We start from the raw sequence: 24,794 nt of genomic DNA, 5'->3' as shown, positions 1-24,794 counted from the left end.
CCGCCGCTGGTGGCATCGACTCGATGGCCGTCCGTTCTGGCGGCGTAGCGATGACCGGGGAGTCCGACAGTTTATCGGTCTACGCTGACCGGATCCGGCACCGGGGCGTCCGCGGCTGGTGTCAACCGGTGGGCGCACCGTTGGGCGCGTCGCCTTTACCTCTCTTGCTGGGTTTGCCAGTGTGGATGACGTCGGCTCCTGGCGCTGGCCGAGCCGATACCTCCGCCCGGCTCCCCCTGACGGGCCGAGGTGCCGCGGGCGTTTCCCCGGGGAGGACCCCCCTGTTCCTCGGGGACGTCCGTGGCGATGCCGCAGTGAGGGCCACGACAGGTCAGAGACACCGGAAGCGCAGCCGCCCAGGGTGTTCGCCTGGGGATGCCCCTCGTTAGGCTGGGGTCGTGAAGATCCTCGTCGTCGGATCCGGCGCCCGTGAACATGCCCTCGTCCATTCGCTCGCAGCAGATCCCCAGGTCGACGGCTTGTTTGCCGCTCCCGGCAATCCGGGGATGGCGTCCTCTGCGACGCTGTGTCCGTTGGCCGACCCGACCGACCCCGTAGCGGTCACCGCGTTGGCCCGGGAGGTGGGAGCAGATCTAGTCGTGATCGGCCCGGAGGCGCCGCTCGTGGCTGGGGTCGCAAACGCAGTCCGTGAGTCTGGGATCGCCTGCTTTGGCCCAGATGCGGCGGCCGCCGCATTGGAGGGCAGTAAATCCTTTGCGAAGGACGTGATGGCCGCGGCGGGAGTGCCGACCGCCGCGGCGCGTGTGTGCACCACCGTCGATGAGGTGGCTGAAGCCCTGGACGTGTTGGGTTCGCCGTACGTCGTGAAAGACGACGGGCTCGCGGCGGGGAAAGGCGTTGTGGTCACCGACAACCGGATGACGGCGATGGCCCATGCAGCGCAGTGCTTGAACCGCCCTGAAGAGGCGACAGGGCGGATGCCGACGGTAGTCGTCGAGGAATACCTGGACGGACCGGAAGTGTCGCTATTTTGTGTCACGGATGGGACGAGTGTGGTTCCGCTCGCGCCAGCGCAAGACTTCAAACGAGCCCTGGACGGCGATGAAGGCCCCAACACCGGTGGCATGGGTGCATATTCACCATTGGACTGGGCGCCGACCGATTTGGTGGCCGAAGTGGTCACCCGCATCGCCGAGCCGACCGTCGCGCACATGCGGGATCGGGGGACACCCTTCGTGGGGATCTTGTACGTCGGATTGGCGCTGACCTCCCGCGGGTTGCGAGTGGTCGAGTTCAACGCCCGGTTCGGGGACCCTGAGACCCAAGTCGTGCTGGCCCGGTTGCGCACCCCGCTCGGCGGATTGCTGTACGCCGCAGCGACCGGGACGTTGGCAGCGCACCCGCCGCTGCGCTGGTCCACCGACCACGCTGTGACCGTGGTCGTCGCCGCCCAGGGCTACCCGGAAGGTCCGCGCAAAGGTGACCCGATCGACGGGGTGGACCAGGTCAACGAACCGGCGTACGTCCTGCATGCCGGCACAGCCCAGTCCGGGGAACAGCTGGTCAGCTCCGGTGGTCGGGTGCTTTCGGTGGTGGGAGTTGGCCCGGACCTGGGGGCAGCCCGGCAGGTGGCGTATGCGGCTGTCGACGTGATTTCGGTGCGGGGCAGTCACCATCGCCGTGATATCGCTCTGGCCGCTGAACAAGGCCAGGTGTGGGTTCCGCTCCCGGTACGTGACTAAACCGACCTGACTGAAAGGCCCCTGATGTCTCCCGCTTCGACGGTATCTGCACCTCACCTCCCCGGTTATCGGCATCTGGCGTCCGGGAAGGTCCGGGATCTCTATGTGCCCGTGGATCCGACCACCGGCGAAGAGGTTCCTGACCAGCTGTTACTGGTCGCCAGCGACCGGATCTCCGCCTACGACTTCGTGCTGGACTCGGTGATCCCCGACAAAGGCATCGTGCTGACCCAGCTGAGCCTGTGGTGGTTCGAGCAGCTCGCCGATCTAGTCCCCCACCACGTGCTGTCCACGGAGGTGCCCGCGCAGGTCGCCGGTCGAGCGGTACTGGTACGTCGGTTAGAGATGCTCCCCGTGGAATGCATCGCCCGGGCCTACCTGACCGGGTCGGGACTGGCCGAATATCAGGTGAGTGGCAGTGTGTGCGGGGTGTCGCTGCCGCCGGGTCTGGGCGAAGCCAGCGCTTTAGAAATGCCGATCTTTACCCCTACGTCGAAAGCCGCGGTCGGCGCACACGACGCACCGATGACCGCAGCGGAGGTCGCTGAGCTGATCGGGCCACACACCGCAGCCCGAGTCGCGGAACTCACGACCGGCATCCTGTCGCTGGCGGGGCGGATCGCTGCGCCCCGCGGCATCCTCATCGCTGACACCAAAGTGGAGTACGGCGTCGCCCCCGACGGCACGGTGATGCTCGCAGACGAGGTGCTCACCCCGGACAGTTCCCGATTCTGGCCAGCAGCGGACTACTGCCCTGGTCAGCCACAACGCAGTTACGACAAACAATATGTGCGGGACTGGTTGACGTCTCCCGCTAGCGGCTGGGACCGACGCAGCGGCCACACTCCACCGCCGTTACCTGAGGATGTTGTGGAACGCACCCGGGCGACGTATGTGCAGGCGTATGAGACGTTGACCGGATGCCATCTGCAGCTGTGAAGTGGAGTCTTTCCACATCGAGCAGGTGCCAGATCTAGCAGGTCTGGCACCTGCCCGAGCTGTACGAGACCGCCCGTCATGCGCACTGGGCCACTGACAGTGCCCATCTCATCCACCTCGGCTATCCGCCGTTTTCCGTGCGCCCGGCATCGACATCGTCATATTTTCTGACGTCATCTATGGGTGGCGTTCCAACAACATTCCAGGCTGGCATTCCAGCAAGAAGTGTTACTGCCATGTAGATGGCAATGCTGGATGCTGTTGCCGCATATAAAGCTAGAGTTTGTGTCACTTTAGCGTGTCGGCCAGGTGGTTCTGGTAGCTGTGAGGATGAATATCGGGCTCTGCTCGGTCCGGGCGGGGTGTGAGATCTATCAAGCCCGGCACCCCGCCCGGATGAGTTGTCCCGCTTAGATCGACAACGAGCCGCCCATCACGGCAGTCCGGGACGGCGGCAGGTGGAAAGCCACGGTGCGGTCTCCTTCGTTGTGGGTCAGCCACACGAAGATTTTGTGCCGCCACCGGGTCAACCCAGATCCCTCGGTGGCATGGATCTTCAGCAAGGACAGGAAGTAGCGGGCCTCATCCGGGTCGATGTGGAATTCTTCGCTCTTGCCTGCCCCCCAGGACAGCCCGACCGGGACGTTCTGAGAGTCGTTGAAACCCAGCCGGATCTGGACGTGACAGATCCCGTCATCGGTGTATCCCAGATCGTCAAAGGTGACCCGGTCTACGTGCCGTACATGGGGAATGTTTTGCACGACGACCGTGACGATCGCGATCTGCTCATGCAGGACGTGGTTGAATCGTAGGTTTTCCTTCAACGCCAGCGGCACCGTGTCCGGGTTGGCGTGCAAGAACACCGCGGTCCCCGGCACCCGGGGAATATCCAGTGATCGGACTGTTTCGATCCATGGGCGCAACGGCCCTTCCAGTTCGGCGCGGCGACGACGTACCAGTATGGCGCCACGCATCCAGGTGGTCATCACAAAAATCAACGTGCCAGCGATGAGGACCGGCAACCAGCCGCCGTGCAGCACCTTGGTCAGGTTCGCGCTGAAAAACACTGCTTCCAAGCCGCCAACAAGGACGGCGATCACCACGAGCACCCATATCGGCCAGCCCCACACCTTGTCGGCCAAGCCGAGGAAGAGCACCGTCGTCAGGATCAGCGTGCCCGTCACCGCCAGGCCGTAGGCGTTGGCCAAATGAGAGGAGTCCGGGAACCCTGCGATCAGCAGCAACACCCCGAAATAGAGCAGCCAGTTGACGGTGGGCACATAAATCTGCCCGCCCTCTTCCTTCGAGGTGTGCCGCACCGACAGCCGCGGCATCAGCCCCATGTGGACTGCCTGGTGAGACACCGAGAACGCCCCGGAGATCACCGCCTGCGACGCGATGACGGTGGCCACCGTCGCCAGGACCACGAGCGGCACTGTCGCCCAGGACGGCGCTAACCGGAAAAACGGGTTGTCGATGGCTTTCGGGTCGGCGAGGATCTCCGCGCCTTGCCCCAAGTAGTTCACAATCAGGCACGGCAGCACCACGAAAAACCATGCCAACCGGATCGGTTTTGCCCCGAAATGACCCATGTCGGCGTACAGGGCCTCGGCGCCGGTGATCGTCAACACCACCGCACCCATCGCGATGAACCCGATCATCGGTTCTTCCGCGGCAAAAACGACCGCGTGCGTCGGGGACAGGGCACCGATGATCTGCGGATGAGCCAGCACCGGCGGCACCCCCAACGCGGCGATCGTGCCAAACCACAGCACCATGACCGGCCCGAACGCGCGCCCCACCACGGCGGTGCCAAACCGTTGGACGAGGAACAGCACGGTGAGGATCGTCACCGAGATCGGCAGGATGTAATCCTCCAGAGCAGGGTTGGCGACGTTCAGGCCTTCCACCGCTGACATCACCGAAATCGCCGGGGTGATCACCGAATCGCCGTAAAACAGTGCGGCTCCGACGATGCCCAGCACGGTGACTGCTTGGACGCCGCGAGCGGTGCGCAACGAGTCGCGCAGCAGCGCGGTGAGCGCGAGGATCCCCCCTTCGCCCTGGTTATGGGCGCGCATCACCAGAGCGACGTATTTGACGGACACGATCGTGGTGATCGACCAGAACACTAAGGAGATCACTCCGTAGACGTTCTGCGGGGTCGGTGCCACCGCATGCTGGTCGATGCTGAACACGGTCTGCAGTGAATACAGCGGGCTGGTGCCGATGTCACCGAAGACAATGCCCAGCGCGGCCAAGGTGAGAAAGGGAAGCTTCTGCCGCCCCTGGTCAGTGGATGTGGGGGGCGGGGTCATCGCAGCTGTCTCATTGGGCAGCAGCGGGGAGGACTCAGTCGGCTGGACCACGTCGCAGCCAGGAGCGTTCGAGGAGCTCTCGATAAACGCCTCAGCCACCGGATCGACATCCACGTGGCGGGGTGGGTGCTCGGCACCCGAGGAGTCGGAATTCACGACGGTCATGGTGGCACGGCTTCCCATGAGACCGTCTCGCCGGTGGCTAGGTGCATCCCGCTAGGGTGGAGACGTTGTCGGCGAACGGCCCGGACGGTGCCTCGTTGTCCTGGGCTGTTCGTGTGCGCGCACTGCAGCGCGCGAGGCCCCCGAACCCGCCGTACAGGAGCCACCTCACCATGGGAACTGTCGTCGTCGACGTCATGCTCAAACCGGAGATCCTCGACCCGCAAGGCCACGCAGTGGCCGGTGCGCTACCGCGACTGGGCTTCACCCAGTTCACCTCGGTACGCCAAGGCAAACGTTTCACATTGGACGTGGACGGTGAGGTCACCCCGGAGGTGCTCGCCGCTGCGGAAGAAGCCGCCCGCACCTTGTTGTCCAACCCCGTGATGGAGGACGTCGTCTCTGTCCGGGACGCTGCCCACGACAGCGCACGACAGGGGGGCTACGACTGGGATGACGAGGACAACCCCGAGAGTTGGGGAGCGATCGGGCCGATCCCGGCGGGCTCCAACCCGGGCCGGGAGCGCGGTCGACGGACCCCCGTCGACACGGACCGGTTGCACGGCCTCGGCGGTGCCGTCCACACCGGGGATGACGACTGATGCGTATCGGTGTGGTCACCTTCCCTGGGACCCTCGATGACCGGGATGCGTCTCGTGCGGTGCGTCTTGCTGGTGCCGAACCGGTGTCGTTGTGGCACGCTGACGCTGACCTGCACGGCGTGGACGCGGTGATCTTGCCTGGTGGGTTCAGTTACGGCGACTACCTGCGTTGCGGCGCGATCGCCAGGTTCGCCCCGGTGATGACCCCCCTGGTTGATGCTGCCCGGGGTGGCCTTCCCGTGTTGGGGATCTGCAACGGCTTCCAAGTGCTGTGCGAGTCGCATCTGCTGCCGGGTGCGCTGTCCCGCAACGCTGGTCGGCGCTTCGTGTGTCGTGACCAGCGGTTGCGCGTCGACAACACTCACACGGCGTGGACGGGTGACTTCACCGACGGGCAAGAGATCACCATCGTGCTGAAAAACGGTGAAGGGTGCTTCGTCGCTGACGCCCGCACCATCGAAGAGATCGAAGGAGAAGGCCGGGTGGTCTTCCGCTACGTCGGGGACAACCCCAATGGCTCGTACGCCGACATCGCTGGGATCTGCAATGACCGCGGCAACGTCGTCGGCTTGATGCCGCACCCGGAGCACTGCGTCGAGGAAGGCTTCGGCCCCGGACTCGACGGGCGCCCCTTCTTCACATCCGTCCTGCATCACCTCGTGGGGGCCTGATCGTGTCTGAGACACCAACTGACCAGCACCGTCGACCTGGCCTTGACGCCGATGTCATCGCCGCACCAACCGCTCGTGACGCCGTCCTCGACACCGTGGATCGTGCCCGAGCCACCCCCGACCATCCTCTGCCTTACCGTGAGCTCGGCCTGAACGACGAGGAATACGCGCGGATTCGGGAGATCCTGGGCCGCCGCCCCACCGGCGGTGAACTGGCCATGTATTCCGTGATGTGGTCCGAACACTGCTCTTACAAGTCCTCCAAAACCCACTTCCATCACTTCGCTGACAACCTCACCGACGAGATGCGCGCTGCGATGCTCGTCGGGATCGGGGAAAACGCCGGTGTTGTCGACATTGGCGATGGGTGGGCGGTCACTTTCAAAGTCGAATCACATAACCATCCGTCGTACGTCGAGCCTTACCAAGGCGCCGCGACCGGTATCGGTGGCATCGTCCGGGACATCATGGCGATGGGCGCCCGCCCCATCGCGGTGATGGATCCGCTGCGATTCGGCGCCCTCGACCACCCCGACACCCACCGGGTCCTGCCGGGTGTCGTCGCCGGCATCGGCGGGTACGGCAACTGTCTGGGCCTGCCAAATATCGGTGGCGAAGTCGTCTTTGACCCCTGCTATCAAGGCAACCCGCTGGTCAACGCGCTGTGCGTTGGGGCGATGCGGATCGAAGACATCCACACCGCACACGCCTCCGGCGTCGGCAACAAAGTCGTCCTCTTCGGTGCCCGCACCGGCGGCGACGGGATCGGTGGCGCCTCAGTGCTGGCCAGCGCGACCTTCGACGCTGACGGACCGACCAAACGCCCTAGCGTGCAAGTCGGCGACCCGTTCATGGAAAAAATCCTCATCGAATGCTGCCTCGACTTGTACGCCGCTGGCGTCGTCGACGGCATCCAAGACCTCGGCGCCGCCGGACTGTCTTGCGCCTGGTCTGAACTCGCCGGTGCCGGTGACGGCGGCATGGACGTCTGGCTCGACGACGTCCCGCTGCGCGACCCCACCCTCGCCCCTGAGGAAATCCTCATGAGCGAATCCCAGGAACGAATGATGGCCGTCGTCGAACCGGCGAAGCTGGCGGAGTTCCTAGCGATCTGCGCACGATGGGACGTCGAAGCGACCGTCTGCGGTGAAGTCGTCCCTGGTGATCGTCTCCGGGTGTTCTCCCACGGCGAGATCATCGTCGACGTCCCACCCCGATCCGTCGCCCACGACGGCCCCGTCTATCAGCGTCCCCTGGCCCGCCCCGCCGACCAAGACGCGCTGCAAGCCAACACTCCCCGCGACCTGCCCCGACCTGTCACCGCTGGCGAGATCATCGACACCCTGCGCACCCTCATCGCCGCCCCCAACCTCGCCGACACACGCTGGATCACCGACCAATACGACCGCTACGTCATGGGCAACACAACCCTAGCCACCCCCCACGACGCCGGGGTCATCCGCGTCGACGAGACCACCGGACGCGGCGTCGCCCTGTCCACCGACGGCAACAGCCGCTACTGCCGACTCGACCCGTACGTCGGCGCCCAAGCCGCTCTCGCTGAGGCTTACCGCAACGTCGCCACCACCGGCGCCCGCCCCCTGGCCGTCACCGACTGCCTCAACTTCGGATCCCCCGAAGATCCCGCCGTCATGTGGCAATTCGCACAAACCATCCAAGGACTCGCCGAAGGATGCCGCGACCTCGGCATCCCCGTCACCGGCGGCAACGTGTCCTTCTACAACCAGACCGGCGACGTCGCCATCCACCCCACCCCCGTCGTCGGCGTCCTCGGCGTCATCGACAACGTCACCCGCCGTACCCCCTCGTCCTGGACCGACCCCGACCTGCACCTCCTGCTCCTCGGCGTCACCCGCGACGAATTCGGCGGCTCCACCTGGGCCGACGTCGTCCACCACCACCTCGGCGGCCACCCACCCACCGTCGACTTGGCCGCCGAACGAGCCCTCGCCAATGTCCTCATCGACGGCGCACACCGCGGACTGCTTGCCGCAGCCCACGACCTGTCCGACGGCGGACTAGCCATCGCCGTCACCGAAGCCGCCATCGCCCACGGGATCGGCGCCCACCTCGACCTGACCGCCCTCCAACACCGCGACACCATCGACACCTTCACCGCCCTGTACGCCGAATCCACCGCGCGCTGCCTGATCGCCGTCCACGCAACGCACCTCGACGACGTCCACGCACTCGCCGCTGAGCACGGGGTGCCCTGTGTCTCGGTGGGGCGCACCGGTGGCGAGCATGTTGCGGTAGCTGGGGTGGGTGAGGTGTCGGTGGCTGAACTGTCAGCAGCGCACCGCCGGACCATCCCAGCCGCGTTAGGCGAGTAACAGCGTGGGGTATGCCCTGCCTCAGAGCTCGGATCGGATGATCCGATACCTACAGCAGGGCATACCCCAGCTCCACGGCCGCTGCGTGAGCCAAGAGCACACCGATGTCACTGCTCAGGGAGACAACATGATCCGGTGCCGCAGGAAAGGCTGAGGCAGCAGCAGTGAAGAGCACGACTACTGCATTTCCGGTCATGGTAGATCTGGTCATGATCCCTTCGACCTGGGGCAGATCGTGGTGGATGGCTTGCGCCCAAGCGGTACACACTGGCCGTGGTGCGCTCATCAAGGCGGCAGAAGCTCCCTGCCGAATTGGCCACGTCCCGGTCACATCCAGCAATGGCACTGGTCGAGTGGGGGTCCACATGATTATCTGTGGTTTTCCAGTATGGGTGTCGATGCATCGTGTTGTTTGAAACACTTCGGCGAGGCAGGTGGCGATGTCCACGCCCTGGTAGCTCACGCCGTGGCGGGGATGGTGACTGATCGGACCGGCTGGATGGGGTTCCCACCGCATTCCGGCTAGGGGTCCGTGATGGCGAAATTCGTCCCAGGCCGTCACATGTCGACCCTGCGTGCGCATGACTCGGATCAAAGGCTCTGTCCACTGAATGACATCCCCTGGTGAGGCCGTCAAGGAACTGCCGGGACGACGAGGCACCTTCGGGTGGTTCACCACGTGCTGAGCCCAATAACCAAGGCTGCTACTGGTGTGGGGTCGCCGCCACCAGCCAGCCATTGCACTGGTGTACGACCATCCAGTTCATCCTGGGTGGTGGTGACCAGCGCTTCAAAGCTCTGTGGATGTACCTGATCAGCTTCGGCTTTGAGAACTACATCCAGACCAGGAAGGACTTCCATCTGACCATCGGGACCGCGGTGGAACTGCCAGCGGGGGAAGAGACGTTGTCGACCATCCTTAATGGCGTAGATCCGCTGTTCGGAGACTCTGCGTGATAGTCCCGAACGGCTTAAGCCCAACAACTCTTGCACCTGAGGGGAAGTCAATGCAGATTCGGCGGTACTGATGACGGGGGATAGCTCCAGGCTCTGTCTGATTCGCAGCAGGCCGACGCGGTCGCTGAGCTGTTCTCGTATCCACCTCTGGCTTGTGAGGGGGAGTCCAGAAGCGGTGACGAATGCTTCCTGGTCGCTCTGGGAAACGATTGCAACGCCAGCTTGACGTGACAGGCTGGGAGCCAAGATGGCTGCAACCAGGTCTGTCTCCGTCAACGGCGACCCGATCTGACGTAGCGCAGTGGCAACGGTGTCAACAGTCATGTGACCACGGTAGATCAACAAGGCGCATGCGTGCTACGGATGTTGCGTTCATGGCGGTACCTGGTTGATCGCGATCAGATGCTGTCCATGATGCGCGCTCTGACGACTGGTGAGTCGTCAGCATTGACTGATCCACAGCTGCTGATGGCCGTCCATCTCTCCTGTCTCACCGTGCACCCGCGATTCTCGCCGGTTGTGCGAGCCGTTCTAGGCGGCCTTCACGCAGCTTCGCCGCTTCTCCGGGCGGCGAAGATAGTAATAGCGGTGAGGATGATGATTCCTGGTATCACTGTATGCGTGCTATCTTCCGGGTCACCTGATCACTGAGGTCGGTCTCAGATTCTCGTGGCTGTGCCACTTCCGAACATAGCGGTCAACCCAATGCAGATGGTTGACGTCAACGCTATCCGGTGACATCCGCCGCCACCCTCAATGACGCGACGCTCGTCACTGTGACAATAGCAACGACATGACTCCCAGGAGCTTCGGCAGGCACCATGGCCTCCCACGACGCTCCACGCCGCAGTGGTGTCAGCGGGTGCGCCAGGTCCCGGTGGCCGGTGGCTCAGGAGAAGGCTCGGCATCCTCAGTGGTGAACGGACGAGCGCCCCGTACCCACCGGTCCAGGTCAGCTCCAGCACGCACCCCGGAGGGGTGGGGGCAGCGAGTGATGGCGCGTCGTAGGTCGTCCACGTCGTACGGGCTGGCGCTGGCGACCAGGACGGTGTTGCCGAACCGGCGACCTTTGAGGACGTCGTGAGTGGCGATGATTGCCAGGTGAGGCAATCCGGCAGCGCAGGCCCCCGCGGTCACCCGTCCTAGGTAGCGGCGGGCAGGCTCGTCAGCGATATTTGCGACGAGCACCCCGGCGGGTCGCAGGACTCGAGCGAGATGACCGAAGAAATCGACGGTGCCAAGGTCGGCGGGGACTCGGCCGCCGTCATACGCGTCGAGGACGATGAGGTCGGCGCTGTTGTCGGCGAGAAGCGGCACGCCGACCTGACCGGTCTGAGCGCGGACGCGGATGCGATGCCCCCGAGGCAGCGGAAGGGTACGGCGGACCTGGTCGGTGAGCTGCTGATCGGGTTCGAGGACGATTTGTGGTGAGCCTGGTCTGGTGTGTTCGACGTACCGGGGGAGAGTCAGCCCGGCGCCACCAATGTGGGTCGCGGTGATCCGCCCTGGGGGGAGCATCGTGTCTACAGCGAGACCCATCTGCGCGATGTATTCGAAGGCCAAGTGAGTCGGATCGTCGGGGTCGACGAAGGATTGGTGGCGGCCGTCGCGCCACACCGTGACACCGTCGGGTGAGTGGACGATCTGCCCGAGATTGTCCTCGTCAGGTGTCGAATCAGGCATCAGGACACCGTACAACGTTGACAGATCGTCACTGAGATCGGTCCGTAGGTTAACGGAATTGCTGTTCTCCGAGTCCTGGTACGGCGTAAGGTGCCTTAGCCGCCCGTTGTCGTGTTGCGGCCTGCACAAGAGAGGCACCCCTCATGGCGAATGCCACCACTGACACCAGATCGGAGCTGGGCTCACTCGCCGATCGTGGATTTTTCGGGCAGCCGTCCGGTCTGTCCACGCTCTTCTTCGTCGAGTTGTGGGAACGGTTCTCCTACTACGGGATGCGCGCCATCCTGGCTTACTACCTGTATTTCGCGATCGTCGACGGCGGCTTGGGAATGGAAAAACCCACCGCTCAGGCTGTCGTGGCCATCTATGGTTCGTCGGTCTACCTGCTCGGTGTGGTCGGGGGTTTCCTGGCTGACCGCGTGATGGGGGCCTGGCGGGCGACCTTGTACGGCGGCATCGTGATCATGTGTGGTCACATCAGCCTGGCCGTTCCTGCGGCAGTGATGTCGTGGGTCGGTATCGCCTTGGTGGCGATCGGGACGGGTCTGCTGAAGCCGAATATTTCCACGATGGTCGGTGGCCTGTACGACCGAGGCGACCCGCGTCGGGACGGCGGTTTCTCGCTCTTCTACATGTCGGTGAACATTGGTGCTTTCTTCTCCCCGTTGGTGATCGCGCCGATCCGTTCCCGGTGGGGCTTCCACGCTGGTTTCTCGGTGGCAGCCTTCGGGATGGCCATCGCGGTGGTGCTCTTTGTCCTGCATGCCGGCCGGTTGCGTGGCGCTGGGTCTCAGGTGCCCAACCCGTTGCAGCCAGGTGAAGGACGCAAAGTGGCGCTGTGGACTGTGGCGGCGATCGCACTGTTTGCTGCGGTGTTCTTTGTGGCGGCGGCATGGCGTGGCGATGGGGAGGGCGTGGCCCGGTTCGTTGACGCAGTGTCGGTCTTTGCCTTCGGCGCTCCCATTGCTTATTTCGTGATGATGTTCCGCAGCCCCCGGGTCACGACCACTGAGAAGTCGCACCTGTGGGCGTACGTCCCGCTCTGGGTGGGCGCCGTACTGTTCTGGATGATCTTCGAGCAGGCGTCGGGCAAGATGGCGACCTTCGCTGAAGAACGCACCTCGGATTCGTTCTTGGGGATGAGCTTCTACGCCGAGTGGTTCCAGTCGGTGAACCCGCTGGCGATCATCGTGTTGGCGCCGGTGTTTGCCATGTTGTGGCAGCGGCGCGCTGGACGGTTCCCGTCATTGCCGATGAAGTTCGCGACTGGTGTCACCTTGATTGGTGTGTCGGCGTTCATGCTGTCCTGGATGTTTTCGACGTTTGATGCGGCGCATCGTTCCCCGGTGATCTTGCTGATGGCGTGTTTCGTATTGCAGACCGTTGGTGAGTTGTGTCTGTCACCGGTGGGTCTGTCGGCGACGACGCTGTTGGCGCCAGCGGCATTTGCCAGCCAGGCGATGGCGTTGTGGTTCTTGTCCTCGGCGGCTGGGCAGGCATTGTCGGCGCAGCTGATCACGATGACGAAGGATCTCCCGGACAGTCAGTATTACCTGATCAACGGGGTGATCACGGCGGTGGTCGCGGTGGCATTGTTTGCGATGGTGCCGTGGGTGCGCAGCAAGATGATGGACGTTGAAGAGGCGCAGCGCTCAGGGCATGACAAGCAGGTCGCTCAGAGCGGTCACTGATTGTGACGTGGATTCGGCCCGGGGACCCGCAAGGGATTCCTGGGCCGAATGCTGTCCGGGTGGTGTGCGTGGCCTGATCGGCGGGTGCTCCTCGCACCCCAGGTGCTGATGCGGGTGGGTCAGCAGGCCGGGTCGTGGGCACGGACCGGGCGGGCTGGCCCCCATCGAGCCGGGTCGTAGCGTTCGACCTGCACCATCACCCATTGTCCGGTGGTGGCTTGGGCGATGGAGGAGGTACGCCGGTCGCTGGTGAGGACGTTGGGGTTGCCGTGGACGTCGAGGTTGGCTGGGGCCAGCGGGTCGTACGTCGATGAGTCGTCACCCACCGGTACGGGGGTCGGGGCGGCAGGGTCATACCACGCGCCCGTCGACAGGTTGACGACGGCGGGACGGAGTGTGTCGTCGAGGACCGCACCCGCGAGGCAGTGCCCCCGATGGTTGAACACCCGGACCAGGTCCCCGTCACTGATACCGCGGGCAGCGGCGTCGACGGGGTGAATGTGGATCGGTTCCCGGCCGGCGATTTTGCTGGCCTGGCTGAGTGGCCCGTGGTCCAGTTGACTGTGTAGTCGGGTGCGCGGTTGGTTGGCGATGAGATGCAACGGGTGGCTGGTCTCTTCGTCCCACTCCGCTGGCGCCGACCAGGTGGGTTGATGGGGGCGGTCCGGAAGCGTCAGGACGCCATCGCGGGGCAGGGTCAGCTGGATTTTGCCGCTCGGGGTGGACAGGGGATGACCGGTGGGGTCGGCACGCCAGTCGGTCAGCATCGTCCTGGCTGGCACGGTCGGCAGGCGCAGCACCCCGCGGGCCCGGAACTCGTCGTACGACGGTGGTGGCCCGTCCGGCCAGCGCAGGTCACGGGCGGCTGAATCTGTGGTGACGCGGTGCCGCCATTCTTCGTAGAGGTATCGGATCCATTCCTGGCTGGTGCGCCCCTCAGTGAAGGCTGCCCCGATCCCGAGACGGTCGGCGAGCGCGGTGAAGGTGTCGTAGTCGTCGCGGCTGTCGGCGTGGCGGGCGGTGGCGGCGTGCATGGCGACGAGGAGGGCGCCGTTGCGGCTGCCGGTGAAGTCGTCGCGTTCGGCGGCGGTGGTGGAGGGGATGACGATGTCGGCGTGGCGGGCCATGGCGGTCCAGTAGGGGTCGTGGACGATGACGGTGTCGGGGCGGGCCAGGGCGCGGCGGAGCCGGTTGAGGTTTTGGTGGTGGTGGAAGGGGTTGCCGCCCGCCCAGTGGACAAGCCGGATGTCGGGGTAGGTGATGGTGCCGGTGGCGTAGGGGATGGTGGCGCCGGGGCGGAGCAGCATGTCGGAGAGCGCAGCGACGGGGACGCGGGTGGTGACCGGGTTGGGGCCTTGGGGCAGGGAGGGTAGCCCGAAGGGGGTTTGGGTCAGGCCAGGTTCGTTCATGGAGCCGTAGCCAAATCCGAATCCGCCACCGGGTAGGCCGATCTGGCCGAGGTACGCGGCGAGCGCCACGACGGCCCAGATCGCCATTTCGCCGTGTTGTTGGCGTTGCAGGGACCAGGTCGCGGTGATCAGGGCGCGTCCGGTGGTGAGTTGGTGGGCGGTGCGGGTGATTTGTTCGGTGGGGATGTGGCAGAGCTGCGCAGCCCAGGCGGCGTCTTTGACGATGCCGTCGGTGTGGCCTCGTAGGTAGTCGTTGAGGTGGTTGTGGCCGACGGTGTAGCTGCTCAAAAATTCGTGGTCGGCGTGGCCGTTGACGAGCAGGGTGTGGCAGAGGGCGAGCAGGAAAGCGGTGTCTGAGCCGGGGCGGGGCGCGATCCAGGTCACGCCGCCGTCGGGGTGGTCGGGCAGGTCGGCGCGCAGGGGGCTGACGCCGATGAGGGTGCCGCCCCGGTTGAGGTAGGCGGTCAACGCGCCACGGGTGGGGTGGTCGCCGGTGCCGCCATCGTTGGTGCCGGTGTTTTTGGCTGGGGTCCCGCCGAGGGCGAGCCATACGTCGGTGTGTTCGACGATCTGGGACCACGGGGTGGAGCCGCGGCTGACGTCGGTTTCTGGGCAGACGATCTGGGGGAGGAAGACTTCCAGGGCGCCGGTGGAGTAGGTGTTGACGCTGCGGGTGGCGCCGCCGAGGGTGTGTAAGAAACGGTGGATTTGGCTTTGCGCGTGATGGAATCGACCAGCGGATCCCCATCCGTAGCTGCTGCCGTAGATGGCGTGGTTGCCGTGGGTGTCGATGACGCGGCGGAATTCATCGGCGAGTCGGTCCAGCAGATCGTCCCAACTGACTCGCAGGTAGCTGCCTTTGCCGCGGCCGGTGCCTCGGTCGGCGCTGGGGCCGGGGCCGTCTTCCCACCAGCCGCGTCGTACTGCTGGCCCGTCGATTCGGCTGCGGTGTGTCACCGACCCGGGGAGGTTGCGCAGCAGCGGCGACGGATCCTGGTCGCCGGCCCACGGGGTGACCGCAGTGATGTCCTGACCGTCGCTGGCGACCGTGTAGGTGCCCCAATGGCTGGCCTGGTGATATTCCGGGACGTCGGGTGTGGCCACGGTGGGGTCGGGGCGTCCGGTCACGGCCGAAGCAGGGTCTTCACGGCGCGACGCTCGTCCATGGCTGCGTAGCCTTCCGCGACTTGATCCAATGGCAGATGCAGGTCAAACACGGCACCAGGGTTGATGCCCCCGGCGAGGACTCGGTCGCGCAGCTCAGGCAGATATTGCCGCACTGGAGCCATCCCCCCAGCCAAGCCAATGTTTTTGCGGAACATCAACTCCACCGGCGGCTGCACCCCGTGCGGCACCCCGACAAAACCGACTGTCGACCCCGGGCGTGCGCACGCCATCGCCTGATCCAAAGAAGCTTTCGTGCCCACGCATTCCAACGTGGCATCCGCGCCCACCCCACCCGTCAGGTCGAGGACCCGAGCAGCCCCGTCCTCGCCCCGCTCGGCAACGATGTCGGTCGCTCCGAACTGGCGCGCCAACGCTTGCCGATCAGCATGACGTGACATCGCGATGATGCGTTCCGCTCCCATCAGGTGAGCCGCCAACACGCCGAGCAAACCCACCGCTCCGTCCCCGACGACGCATACCGTGTCCCCTTCTCGCACCCCAGCACTCAACGCCGCATGCCATCCGGTGCCCATCACATCCGCCAAGGTCAACAAACTCGGCACCAGATCGTCGTCGGGCATGTCCCGCAATGACACCAACGTCCCGTCCGCGAAGGGAATCCGCGCATATTCGGCTTGCGCCGCCCCCAACGGGCGTCCCTGCCGGTCAGTGGTCCCGAAATATGAGATGTTCTCGCAGGCGCTCTGCATCCCCACCTGACAGTGCGGGCAGGTGTTATCGCTGATCGTAAAGGGGCTGATCACAAAATCACCCACCCGCAAACTACGCACCTCAGCACCGATGTCCGTCACCACCCCGACCAGTTCATGACCGATCGCTCGCGGCGACGTGACCTCGTTGACACCCCGGTAATTCCACAAATCCGAACCACACACACAGGCCGCTACCACCCGCACCACCGCATCGGTGGGAGCGAGGACCTGAGGGTCCGCCACGTCGTCGAGACGAATATCGCGAGGAGCGTGCAGGATGGTCGCTTTCATACACCCATCCTCGCACCGGAGCACCCCTCGGCCACGGCCCACCCCACCACCGACAGGCACCATGGGGGCATGCCACCGCGTCGACGTATCGACCCCGCTCTCGGCCACCAAGCCATCGCGACATATCTCGCCGACCCCACCCGCGCCGACCGCACCACCACCGCCACCGCCGTGCGATACACCCTCGAAGAGTTGGGGACCCGCTCACCAGGGCGCACCGTGGAAGTGCGCATCCCGCCGTACGGCGTGGTCCACTGCGTGGACGGGCCAATCCACACCCGAGGCACCCCACCCAACGTGGTGGAAACCGACGCCGCGACCTGGTTAGCGTTGGTGAGCGGACACCTGTCCTGGGCGGCAGCAGTGAACTCAGGGACCGTGCGAGCCAGCGGGACACGCGCCGACCTCTCTACCGTGATCCCCCTCGTCTTCCCCCACGTGCGCGAGGCGGATGCGACGTAGGCTGACCGGCGTGTCAGAGGCGTCGAAGCAAGACAGCACCCAGCCAGAAACCGTCCCCGTGCGGATACGTCGAGTGCCGCGCATCTCCGCGTTCGTCGCCACCGGCGTCGTCCTAGGAATGGTGGCTGGAATCCTCATCGACATCCTCGGTCCGGACGCACGATGCCCACACGACGCAGTCAACAGCTGCCGCGCAGCCTATTCACCCTCCGTGACCTTGGCCTTCTTCGCCGTACTGGGGGCAACGCTCGGCGCGGCCTTAGGCGCCACCATCGCAGCAGTGCTCGACCGGATGTTCACACGCGGTTGATGGGGACCTGCCTCAGCGTTGTCAGCACTGTGCCAGACTGACCTCGTGCCACGCGGTGACGGACGGCTGAATCACGATCTTCTGCCCGGTGACAAGGGGCCGCGCGACGCGTGCGGCGTCTTCGGCGTGTATGCGCCCGGGGAAGAAGTCGCCAAATTGACCTACTACGGGCTGTACGCCCTGCAACATCGAGGCCAGGAATCCGCGGGAATCGCCGCGGCTGACGGCCAACGAGTGCTGGTGTATAAAGACATGGGCCTGGTCAGTCAAGTATTCGACGAACAGGCCTTAAGCCCGCTCGTCGGACACCTGGCCGTCGGCCACGTGCGATATTCCACGACAGGCTCCTCCATCTGGGAAAACGCCCAACCCACCCTGTCAGACAGCGACCTGGGGACCATCGCGCTCGCCCACAACGGAAACCTGACTAACGCGGCTCACCTGCGTGGTTTGGTCGAAGCGGGGGAGCGGGGCACTGACGGACACGCTGAGCTGCGCCGCGGAGCGACCTCCGATACGGCCATCATGACGGCGCTCTTGGTTGACGGACCCGGAGAGTGCCTTTTTGACCGGGCCAGCGCCGTGCTGCCGCACATTGACGGTGCCTTCTGCGTGGTTTTCATGGATGAGCACCGATTGTTTGCCGCGCGTGATCCCCACGGGTTCCGGCCATTGGTGCTCGGTCAGCTGGACCGAGGATGGGTGGTGGCCTCAGAGACGGCGGCCCTAGACATCGTCGGGGCACAGCAAATCCGGGAGATCGAGCCGGGCGAATTGGTGATGATCGATGATCACGGCGTGCACAGTCGACGTTTCGCGGAGCCATCCCCGGCGGGATGCGTCTTCGAATATGTCTACCTGGCCCGGCCGGACACCACGATCCGCGGGAAAGGAATCTACGAAGCTCGGGTGCAGATGGGGCGCACCTTAGCTCGAGAACACCCGGTGGAAGCAGACATGGTGATGCCGACTCCGGATTCGGGAATCCCGTCGGCCATCGGGTATGCGGAAGAGTCCGGAATCCCATTCGGATTAGGGCTCGTCAAAAATGCGTACGTCGGTCGCACGTTTATCTCCCCAAGCCAACGGATCCGCCAGATGGGGATCCGGTTGAAATTGAACCCGTTGCGTGAGGTGATCCGCGGGCGACGACTGGTCGTGGTCGATGACTCAATCGTGCGGGGCAACACTCAGCAGGCATTGGTGCAGATGTTGCGTGATGCCGGGGCCGCTGAGGTGCATGTGCGGATCTCCTCGCCGCCGGTGCGTTGGCCGTGTTTCTTCGGCATCGACTTCGCCTCCCGTGAGGAGCTGGTCGCCACCGGGTTGGACGTGGAGGGGGTACGGCGCACCTTGGGCGCTGATTCATTGGGGTACATCAGTAGGGAGGGCATGGTCGCTGCCACCGAGCAGCCCGATGACTCCCTATGCCAGGCGTGTTTCACCGGCAGCTACCCGTTGGTCCTGCGGGATGGGCAGCTCGACGCGAACGTCCTGCCCTGTGCGGGTGGGCCGGTGGGCCATGATGTGACAGCTTTTCTCGGACAAGGGGTCTCTTCGTGAACCAACCGCAGGACGCACCGATCACCTATGCCTCGGCTGGGGTCGATGTAGAGGCCGGTGACCGGGCCGTGGCGTTGATGAAAGCTCATGTGGCTGCGGCAGGGCGTCCGGAGGTCCTCGGTGGCCTCGGGGGGTTTGCCGGGATGTTTGACGCGTCAGCGTTGACGGGGATGCAGCGTCCCGTCCTGGCGACATCCACGGACGGGGTGGGCACGAAGGTCGCGCTGGCACAGGCCATGGGCCGCCACGACACGATTGGGTTCGACCTGGTTGGAATGGTCGTCGATGACATCGTGGTCAGTGGCGCCGAGCCGCTGTTCATGACGGATTACATCGCCTGCGGCAAGGTCGTCCCAGAACGGATCGCGGCGATCGTGTCGGGGATCGCTGCAGCGTGTCGGGAGGCGGGGTGCGCGCTGGTCGGTGGGGAGACCGCGGAGCATCCGGGTTTGCTGGGGGAGGACGAGTACGACCTGGCTGGTGCCGTCACCGGGGTGGTCGAGTATGCCGACCTGCTCGGCCCCGCGCGAGTCCACGCCGGTGACGTGGTCGTGGGGATCGCCAGCTCGGGGCTGCACAGCAACGGATATTCGTTGGTACGCCGAGTCGTGGAGGCCGCTGGCTGGGACCTGGGACGGCATGTCCCGGAGTTTGGTCGCACTCTTGGTGAAGAATTACTTACCCCCACTCAGGTGTACGCCGCTCCGCTGCTGTCGGTGATCCGCGCGCCGGAAGTGCAGGTGCATGCGTTGTCGCATGTGACTGGTGGGGGATTGGCAGCAAACCTAGCGCGGGTGCTCCCGGCGGGGGTTTGGGCCCGGGTGGACCGCTCCACGTGGACACCGCCTGCGGTCTTCCAGGTCCTCCAACAGCTGGGGCGGGTCCCTCAGGACGACATTGAACGCACCCTCAACCAGGGAGTGGGCTTTGTGGCGGTGGTGTCTGCAGACAGCGTCACCGACACATTGCGGGTTGCCCAGCGCGTCGGTCTCTCTGCGTGGGTGCTCGGCGAGGTCGCGTCGTGGGACATGGCCCAGCCCGACCCAGCGCAGGACGTAGTCCGAGGAGCCAAAGGCGTCGACGGCGGCGCGGTCCAGATGGTCGGGGTTCACCCCTCAGCGGGGTGACCGGGCGGCTCATCCAGTCATCTAGCGGTACCGTCTGCCCGAAAAGGCCGCCGTGACAGCTCGATCGAGTCGTTCACGACCGGACCGACCTGGGTGGGCGCACCCTGACCAGGATCCGCACATACAGCGTCCGGGGTTGACCTGGTGGGTCTTCCCCGGACGTGCAGTGTTGGTGACGCAGGGTCTTAACGACCCCGACGACTCCACGATTCGTAGTCGTCGTACCCCTCGTCGCTGTCGACGTGAGGGTTCCGATCGACGTCCTTGCTCTGAGCTCCGTGGAGCTCGCGCTCAAGCGCGGTCAAGTCGGTGTCGGGGCTGTAATACTTCAACTCCCGAGCGACCTTCGTCTGCTTGGCCTTTGCACGGCCGCGCCCCATGGCGTCGACCCCCTCACGCGTCTGCCGGCGGCGCATCGCGCAGGCCCTGAGGGTCAGCACGGAGCGGCGTCCGGGAAGTTTCATCTGTCGTGCTGTCTACCGTACATGGTGTCAGCGAGTCGTCGGAACTGCTGGGGTGCCGACAACCCCGAAGAGGACGCCGTGAACGCGCCCCGAGGACCCTCATCCTACGATGCTTCAGCTAGCACCTGTCGCCTCCACCCTTGTCCTACGCCGGAATTGATCAGGTGTCCCACCGCATGTCGGGGGTTTGCTCCACTAGCATCAACGGCAACGAACTGCGCTGAGCCAACATGCGTAAGGGGTCATCGTCCATGTCGACCACAGAATCGTCGCACTCACGAGCAGAGTTGCTCACCCCAGCAGAGGTGGCGGCCCTGTTTCGGGTCGACCCCAAAACGGTCACCCGATGGGCCGTGTCGGGGAAATTGACCTCGCTGCGGACGTTGGGTGGTCATCGCAGGTATCGCGCAGACGAGGTGTACGCACTGCTCTCTGGATCGGGCGGATACCCCCCTCAGACCTGATCCGACTCACCTCACGGGCCCTGGCACGGGCTGCGCGGGCGTGGGTGTCGGTGCACACGGACGGGGCGGCGGGGTGGGCACCGGGCCGCTCCGGTGGCCACCAGGCTCTGCAGCGTCGCTGTCCTGGCCCGCTGCTTCGCTCCCGGCGTTGCGGTCCCGGCCACGCATTCGGCGGGAGAGGGCCGCAGCAGACCCGGGAGCGGCAGCGGATTCAGCATTCGACTTCTTCAAGTCGAGATACACCTCTTCGCGGTGAATATCGACTTCTGGTGGTGCTGTGATGCCGATTCTGACGGTGTCGCCGTTCACCTCAAGGACGGTTACGACGACATCATTGCCGATCAACAGCGATTGCTGCGGTCTGCGGCTGAGGACGAGCACCGTGTGCTCCTTTGTGTGAGGGGATACCGCGCGTGGCGCGGGAGCTGAAAACGTAGGTCAGCCGAGGGGAATGGTCCCACGAAGCGGCCACTCCTGGTCGGCAAGCACTACCTGTGTCGCGGTGTGCGTGGACTTATTCACGATCACCGGAGCGAGCAGGTTGGCGACCGGTGGTTCCCCATCGAGCCCGATGTTGACGACCAGAAGAAGAACAGCGTCATCTGCGGTGTTCAGGGAGAGCCGATCCGCTGTGGTGCGGTCGATCATCGGGTCGTAGTCGGGGAAGTACGGTTCCGGCTGGATCACGACGAAACCGAACTGTGGATCATCCACGCTGAGCATTTCGTAGACGCCGTGTTCGATCTCTGACAGCGAGTACTCGGTCACCTCGGGGAAGCCCACCATTCCGGCGGGAATCTGCAGGGTGATCGAAGTGCGTTCAGCGGTCATGGTCATGTCGATCGTCCTTCGGTGAGGGCCGGGTTTCACCGGCTGCGTGCCCGGTGAGGACCGGGACGTGTCGTGTCTTCTCGAAGAGACCGGCGATTTCGTCCATGAGGGCCGGTACCGACCCGGTGGTCGGTGGGTCCATCCGTGTCTGTGGGATATCGGTGGCCGGGAATGTGCCCGGTCAACCGATGTGGTCAATCAGGTGGTGTGCTCTGCCCGTTTCCCGGGAGCCACGAGCGGTGTAGGTGGCCCCTTCGGGGGCGTGGTTGAACCGTTCCAAGGTGTCTTGAACGGCCCGATAGCTGATCTCCAGCATTTCGCCATTGCTCCGGGAGATCAGGGAGAGTTCCTGGGTTGCTGCGGACAGCGCGGTGCGATGCTCTTCAAGCACCTGGTCCCAGGGAGAAGGTGACGCTGCGGCAATCTGACTGAGCGGGGTGTCCATGGGCAACCCGAGGAGCTCGCAGACCGGGGCGGCGTCAACGGCACGCAGAAGTTCGGTCTCGCGCAGATTCTCGACGACGGCCTCGATCTCCGCAGTGGATCGCCCCAGCCACCGTGAGCGGCCGGATTCAATCACCAGGCTCTGGACCTCGAGTTTGTAGAGCAGCGTCTCCAGGAGGTCCTGGATGCGCCACAGTCCGGTCGAAAGATCGGACAGTGCCATGGACGCGCGCTCGGTCTGCGTGGGATCTGTCACGCGGAACTCCTCTCCGTCACGGTGGTTTGATCGGCCGAGGAGCCCAGGAGCTGAGCTCCGGGACGGTGCCGTTCGCGCCAGAGCGTCGGTCCAGACCGATCAGCGTGAGAGTCAGCGCTGAAAAAAGACATTCACCGCGAGATGCACATCGTCGTACGTCGTTGTGCCCGCAGACTTTTCAGCAGTCTGCACTGCTTTTTGCGGAAGCTTTCTTATGGCGGTACTGAGGTGAAGGGCGGGTGTGCGGAGGGGCCCGTTCTCGCGGGGTGAAAAAACTCTGATGAGCGCTTTTGTATGTATCTAAGCACTCGTCCAAGAAGGTAAAGGGAAGGTAAAGTGGTGGCAGTCAGCAGGGCTAGTAAGTGTTCTTCTCTCACTGCCAAAGCACATGGCCACGACGGCCTGATTCAGGGGGTTGGCTCCATGTCAGATGTGACGCGTTCGAGCTCTACCGGAGGCAACTCCGGCTCGCAGACCGCGCCGGTCATCGACGAACTGTGCCGGGCTCACCTGCCGTTGGTGCACTTCGAGGTTCGGGCGATTTCGTCGCGTCTGCCGGGTCATGTGTATACGGATGATCTGGTGTCTGCTGGGATGGCTGCGTTGGCGATGGCGGCGCGGAGTTTTGATGCGTCGTTGGGTGTGCCGTTTGGTCGGTATGCGGTGCGTCGTATTCGTGGGGCGTTGTTGGATGAGTTGCGTTCTGCGGATTGGGCGACGCGGTCGTTGCGGTCGAAGGTGCGTCGTCGGGATGCGGTGCATGATGAGTTGGCGGCGCGGTTGGGTCGTCGTCCTAGTGGTGTGGAGATTGCTGGGGCGATGGGTATTGAGGTGGGTGAGTTGGAGCGTTTGGATGCTGATCTGCATAGCAGTGTGGTGTTGCGTTTGGATGTGATTACGGACACGGTGGGTGCGGATTCGGTGTTGCCGTCGACGGCGGAGACGCCGGAGGCGGCGTTGGTGGCGCGGGAGCGTCAGGCGTATTTGCGGGATGCGGTGGAGGTGTTGCCGGAGCGGTTGCAGGTGGTGATTCGGGGGTGTTTCTTTGAGGATCGGCCGATGCGGGAGTTGGCGGTGGAGTTGGGTGTGACGGAGTCGCGGATTTCGCAGATGCGTGCTGAGGCGTTGAAGTTGTTGCGTGAGGGGATGAATGCGCAGTTGGATCCGGCGTTGGTGGAGGTGCCGGTGAATGCTGGTGGTGCGGTGGCGCGGCGTAAGGCGGCGTATTACGCGCAGATCGCGGCTCGCTCGACGTACAAGGACCGACTCACCGAGCGACCTAGCGAAGGCCAGGGGCACGGGCGACGTACCCCAGTGGTGGGTGCGCGCGGATGATGATCCGCGACCGGAAAGGACTTAACCATCGACCTGGACGGTCGATGAAAAGAGTGGTGTAGTTGTTGTGAGCTGCCGATGCGATCCCCCATCGCATCGGTCAGCGACCAGCCCCCCACTGGTCGCAACGCCGGGCAAGCCCTCCCTAGGCCAGCCCGGCCGGCAAAGGATCGGCCCCCACCGATCCGAGCCAGAGGCGGTACGCCGCCTCACGGTAAGACCGGAGTCGCCTCCCCAGCGACTCCGGGGTTCACGGAAAAGAGGCGTCCGTTGCGGACGCTGTCCGGTCAGTCCTCCCCGGCTGGCTGCGTGAGAGCCTCCCGGAGGCGCGCGGGCTACGGTCCCGCCCCGGGAGGCTCTCGTATGTCGTAGGGGTGGTCAAGCGCGCCGCGCCACTGTGATCACAAGATCATGCTGTTCACTAGTGAAATGCGAGTGGTAAATGCTTGGTATTGAATTTACGAACAGTCGTACGACTTGTTATGACGATCGACTGTTCAGTGAACGCCAAAGCATGTGGTCAGGCTATTGCGCAAGTATGTTCTGAGGCTGTTCCATGCATCTAAGCGAATGTCCAAAAAGGTATAGTGTTGGTAAAGAACAAGTCGCTGATCAGCAATTTCTCAAATGATGGACATGCCTTGGGAGACCCTTTACCCTCTTCTTACCTTTTTCTTGTGACCGCTTCAGTTGAATTCCCCCAGGGCAACGACACCACCGCCACAGTGGATGTCGAGGAGTTGTGTCGAGAGCACCTGCCGTTGGTGCACTTCGAGGTTCGGGCGATTTCGTCGCGTCTGCCGGGTCATGTGTATACGGATGATCTGGTGTCTGCTGGGATGGCTGCGTTGGCGATGGCGGCGCGGAGTTTTGATGCG

21 protein-coding genes and 2 pseudogenes are annotated in these 24,794 nt (G+C 64.4%); 13 read left to right on the top strand and 10 right to left on the bottom strand.

What is annotated here, in order from left to right; genetic code table 11:
* Window positions 1-398: 398 nt before the first annotated feature.
* Both purD and KEM60_RS08035 read left to right on the top strand, forming a co-directional pair.
* Window positions 399-1,703: a phosphoribosylamine--glycine ligase gene (purD, locus tag KEM60_RS08040; protein WP_219107020.1), complete on the top strand. Its 1,305-nt coding sequence runs from the start codon at window positions 399-401 to the stop codon at window positions 1,701-1,703.
* A gap of 24 nt (window positions 1,704-1,727) precedes the next feature.
* A complete protein-coding gene (locus KEM60_RS08035; RefSeq protein ID WP_219107019.1) occupies window positions 1,728-2,642 on the top strand; it encodes a phosphoribosylaminoimidazolesuccinocarboxamide synthase in 915 nt (304 codons plus the stop codon).
* Window positions 2,643-3,052: 410 nt separating this feature from the next.
* On the opposite strand, the gene KEM60_RS08030 is transcribed toward KEM60_RS08035, so the two are convergent.
* Window positions 3,053-5,116, bottom strand: a complete 2,064-nt coding sequence (locus KEM60_RS08030; protein WP_255574388.1) for a potassium transporter Kup — start codon at window positions 5,114-5,116, stop codon at window positions 3,053-3,055.
* A 179-nt stretch (window positions 5,117-5,295) separates the two neighbouring features.
* On the opposite strand from KEM60_RS08030, the pseudogene purS reads away from it, so the two are divergent.
* The 3 genes and pseudogenes from purS to purL all read left to right on the top strand — a co-directional run.
* Window positions 5,296-5,541: pseudogene (gene purS / locus KEM60_RS16540) on the top strand (phosphoribosylformylglycinamidine synthase subunit PurS); the annotation flags it as partial.
* Between the two features lie 182 nt (window positions 5,542-5,723).
* Window positions 5,724-6,395, top strand: a complete 672-nt coding sequence (gene purQ / locus KEM60_RS08020) for a phosphoribosylformylglycinamidine synthase subunit PurQ (RefSeq protein ID WP_219107017.1) — start codon at window positions 5,724-5,726, stop codon at window positions 6,393-6,395.
* A gap of 56 nt (window positions 6,396-6,451) precedes the next feature.
* Window positions 6,452-8,749: a phosphoribosylformylglycinamidine synthase subunit PurL gene (gene purL, locus KEM60_RS08015; RefSeq protein ID WP_219107042.1), complete on the top strand. Its 2,298-nt coding sequence runs from the start codon at window positions 6,452-6,454 to the stop codon at window positions 8,747-8,749.
* Between the two features lie 49 nt (window positions 8,750-8,798).
* Here the strand turns inward: purL and KEM60_RS08010 are convergent, their stop codons facing one another.
* From KEM60_RS08010 to KEM60_RS08000, 3 genes are all read right to left on the bottom strand, one after another.
* Entirely contained in the window at window positions 8,799-9,332 is a 534-nt protein-coding gene (locus KEM60_RS08010; RefSeq protein WP_219107016.1) for an RES family NAD+ phosphorylase, read from the bottom strand.
* An 89-nt stretch (window positions 9,333-9,421) separates the two neighbouring features.
* Window positions 9,422-10,030, bottom strand: a complete 609-nt coding sequence (locus KEM60_RS08005; RefSeq protein ID WP_219107015.1) for a helix-turn-helix domain-containing protein — start codon at window positions 10,028-10,030, stop codon at window positions 9,422-9,424.
* A 531-nt stretch (window positions 10,031-10,561) separates the two neighbouring features.
* Window positions 10,562-11,389, bottom strand: a complete 828-nt coding sequence (locus KEM60_RS08000) for a spermidine synthase (RefSeq protein WP_219107014.1) — start codon at window positions 11,387-11,389, stop codon at window positions 10,562-10,564.
* A 143-nt stretch (window positions 11,390-11,532) separates the two neighbouring features.
* On the opposite strand from KEM60_RS08000, the gene KEM60_RS07995 reads away from it, so the two are divergent.
* Window positions 11,533-13,080 (top strand): peptide MFS transporter, encoded by a 1,548-nt coding sequence (locus KEM60_RS07995; protein WP_219107013.1) that lies wholly within the window; start codon window positions 11,533-11,535, stop codon window positions 13,078-13,080.
* A gap of 119 nt (window positions 13,081-13,199) precedes the next feature.
* Here KEM60_RS07995 and KEM60_RS07990 read toward each other — a convergent pair whose 3' ends face one another.
* Window positions 13,200-15,617, bottom strand: coding sequence for a molybdopterin-dependent oxidoreductase (locus tag KEM60_RS07990; RefSeq protein WP_255574387.1), 2,418 nt, complete (start codon window positions 15,615-15,617; stop codon window positions 13,200-13,202).
* Window positions 15,614-16,660, bottom strand: coding sequence for a zinc-dependent alcohol dehydrogenase family protein (locus KEM60_RS07985; RefSeq protein ID WP_219107012.1), 1,047 nt, complete (start codon window positions 16,658-16,660; stop codon window positions 15,614-15,616). The genes KEM60_RS07990 and KEM60_RS07985 overlap by 4 nt, the downstream gene beginning before the upstream one ends.
* Window positions 16,661-16,729: 69 nt before the next feature.
* Here KEM60_RS07985 and KEM60_RS07980 point away from each other — a divergent pair, with 69 nt between their 5' ends.
* Genes KEM60_RS07980 through purM form a run of 4 tightly spaced genes read left to right on the top strand, consistent with a single transcriptional unit; the run spans window position 16,730 to window position 20,122 of the window.
* A complete protein-coding gene (locus tag KEM60_RS07980; protein ID WP_219107011.1) occupies window positions 16,730-17,122 on the top strand; it encodes a sterol carrier family protein in 393 nt (130 codons plus the stop codon).
* Between the two features lie 10 nt (window positions 17,123-17,132).
* On the top strand, window positions 17,133-17,432 hold the full coding sequence (locus KEM60_RS07975) for a hypothetical protein (RefSeq protein ID WP_219107010.1): 300 nt from the start codon (window positions 17,133-17,135) through the stop codon (window positions 17,430-17,432).
* A gap of 45 nt (window positions 17,433-17,477) precedes the next feature.
* Window positions 17,478-18,995 (top strand): amidophosphoribosyltransferase, encoded by a 1,518-nt coding sequence (gene purF / locus KEM60_RS07970; RefSeq protein WP_219107009.1) that lies wholly within the window; start codon window positions 17,478-17,480, stop codon window positions 18,993-18,995.
* A complete protein-coding gene (gene purM, locus KEM60_RS07965) occupies window positions 18,992-20,122 on the top strand; it encodes a phosphoribosylformylglycinamidine cyclo-ligase (RefSeq protein WP_219107008.1) in 1,131 nt (376 codons plus the stop codon). Before purF ends, purM begins: the two co-directional genes overlap by 4 nt.
* Window positions 20,123-20,307: 185 nt before the next feature.
* Here the strand turns inward: purM and KEM60_RS07960 are convergent, their stop codons facing one another.
* Window positions 20,308-20,502 (bottom strand): DUF3073 domain-containing protein, encoded by a 195-nt coding sequence (locus KEM60_RS07960; protein WP_219107007.1) that lies wholly within the window; start codon window positions 20,500-20,502, stop codon window positions 20,308-20,310.
* Window positions 20,503-20,837: 335 nt separating this feature from the next.
* Here KEM60_RS07960 and KEM60_RS07955 point away from each other — a divergent pair, with 335 nt between their 5' ends.
* Window positions 20,838-21,050 carry a BldC family transcriptional regulator gene (locus tag KEM60_RS07955; RefSeq protein ID WP_219107006.1) on the top strand — a complete coding sequence of 71 codons (213 nt, stop codon included), beginning with the start codon at window positions 20,838-20,840 and terminating at the stop codon, window positions 21,048-21,050.
* Between the two features lie 6 nt (window positions 21,051-21,056).
* On the opposite strand, the gene csrA is transcribed toward KEM60_RS07955, so the two are convergent.
* The 3 genes from csrA to KEM60_RS07940 all read right to left on the bottom strand — a co-directional run bounded on the left by csrA (window position 21,057) and on the right by KEM60_RS07940 (window position 22,581).
* Window positions 21,057-21,431, bottom strand: a complete 375-nt coding sequence (gene csrA, locus KEM60_RS07950; RefSeq protein ID WP_219107005.1) for a carbon storage regulator CsrA — start codon at window positions 21,429-21,431, stop codon at window positions 21,057-21,059.
* A gap of 57 nt (window positions 21,432-21,488) precedes the next feature.
* Window positions 21,489-21,887, bottom strand: coding sequence for a flagellar assembly protein FliW (locus KEM60_RS07945; RefSeq protein WP_219107004.1), 399 nt, complete (start codon window positions 21,885-21,887; stop codon window positions 21,489-21,491).
* Between the two features lie 175 nt (window positions 21,888-22,062).
* Window positions 22,063-22,581: a flagellar protein FlgN gene (locus KEM60_RS07940; protein WP_255574386.1), complete on the bottom strand. Its 519-nt coding sequence runs from the start codon at window positions 22,579-22,581 to the stop codon at window positions 22,063-22,065.
* A 432-nt stretch (window positions 22,582-23,013) separates the two neighbouring features.
* Between KEM60_RS07940 and KEM60_RS07935 the strand changes: the two genes are divergently transcribed.
* Both KEM60_RS07935 and KEM60_RS07930 read left to right on the top strand, forming a co-directional pair.
* Window positions 23,014-23,916: a sigma-70 family RNA polymerase sigma factor gene (locus tag KEM60_RS07935; RefSeq protein WP_219107003.1), complete on the top strand. Its 903-nt coding sequence runs from the start codon at window positions 23,014-23,016 to the stop codon at window positions 23,914-23,916.
* A gap of 677 nt (window positions 23,917-24,593) precedes the next feature.
* A pseudogene (locus KEM60_RS07930) lies at window positions 24,594-24,794 on the top strand (hypothetical protein); the annotation flags it as partial.

The organism is Austwickia sp. TVS 96-490-7B (assembly GCF_019331795.1).
Lineage (GTDB): Bacteria > Actinomycetota > Actinomycetes > Actinomycetales > Dermatophilaceae > Austwickia.
This window is presented reverse-complemented; position numbering and strand designations above follow the sequence as displayed.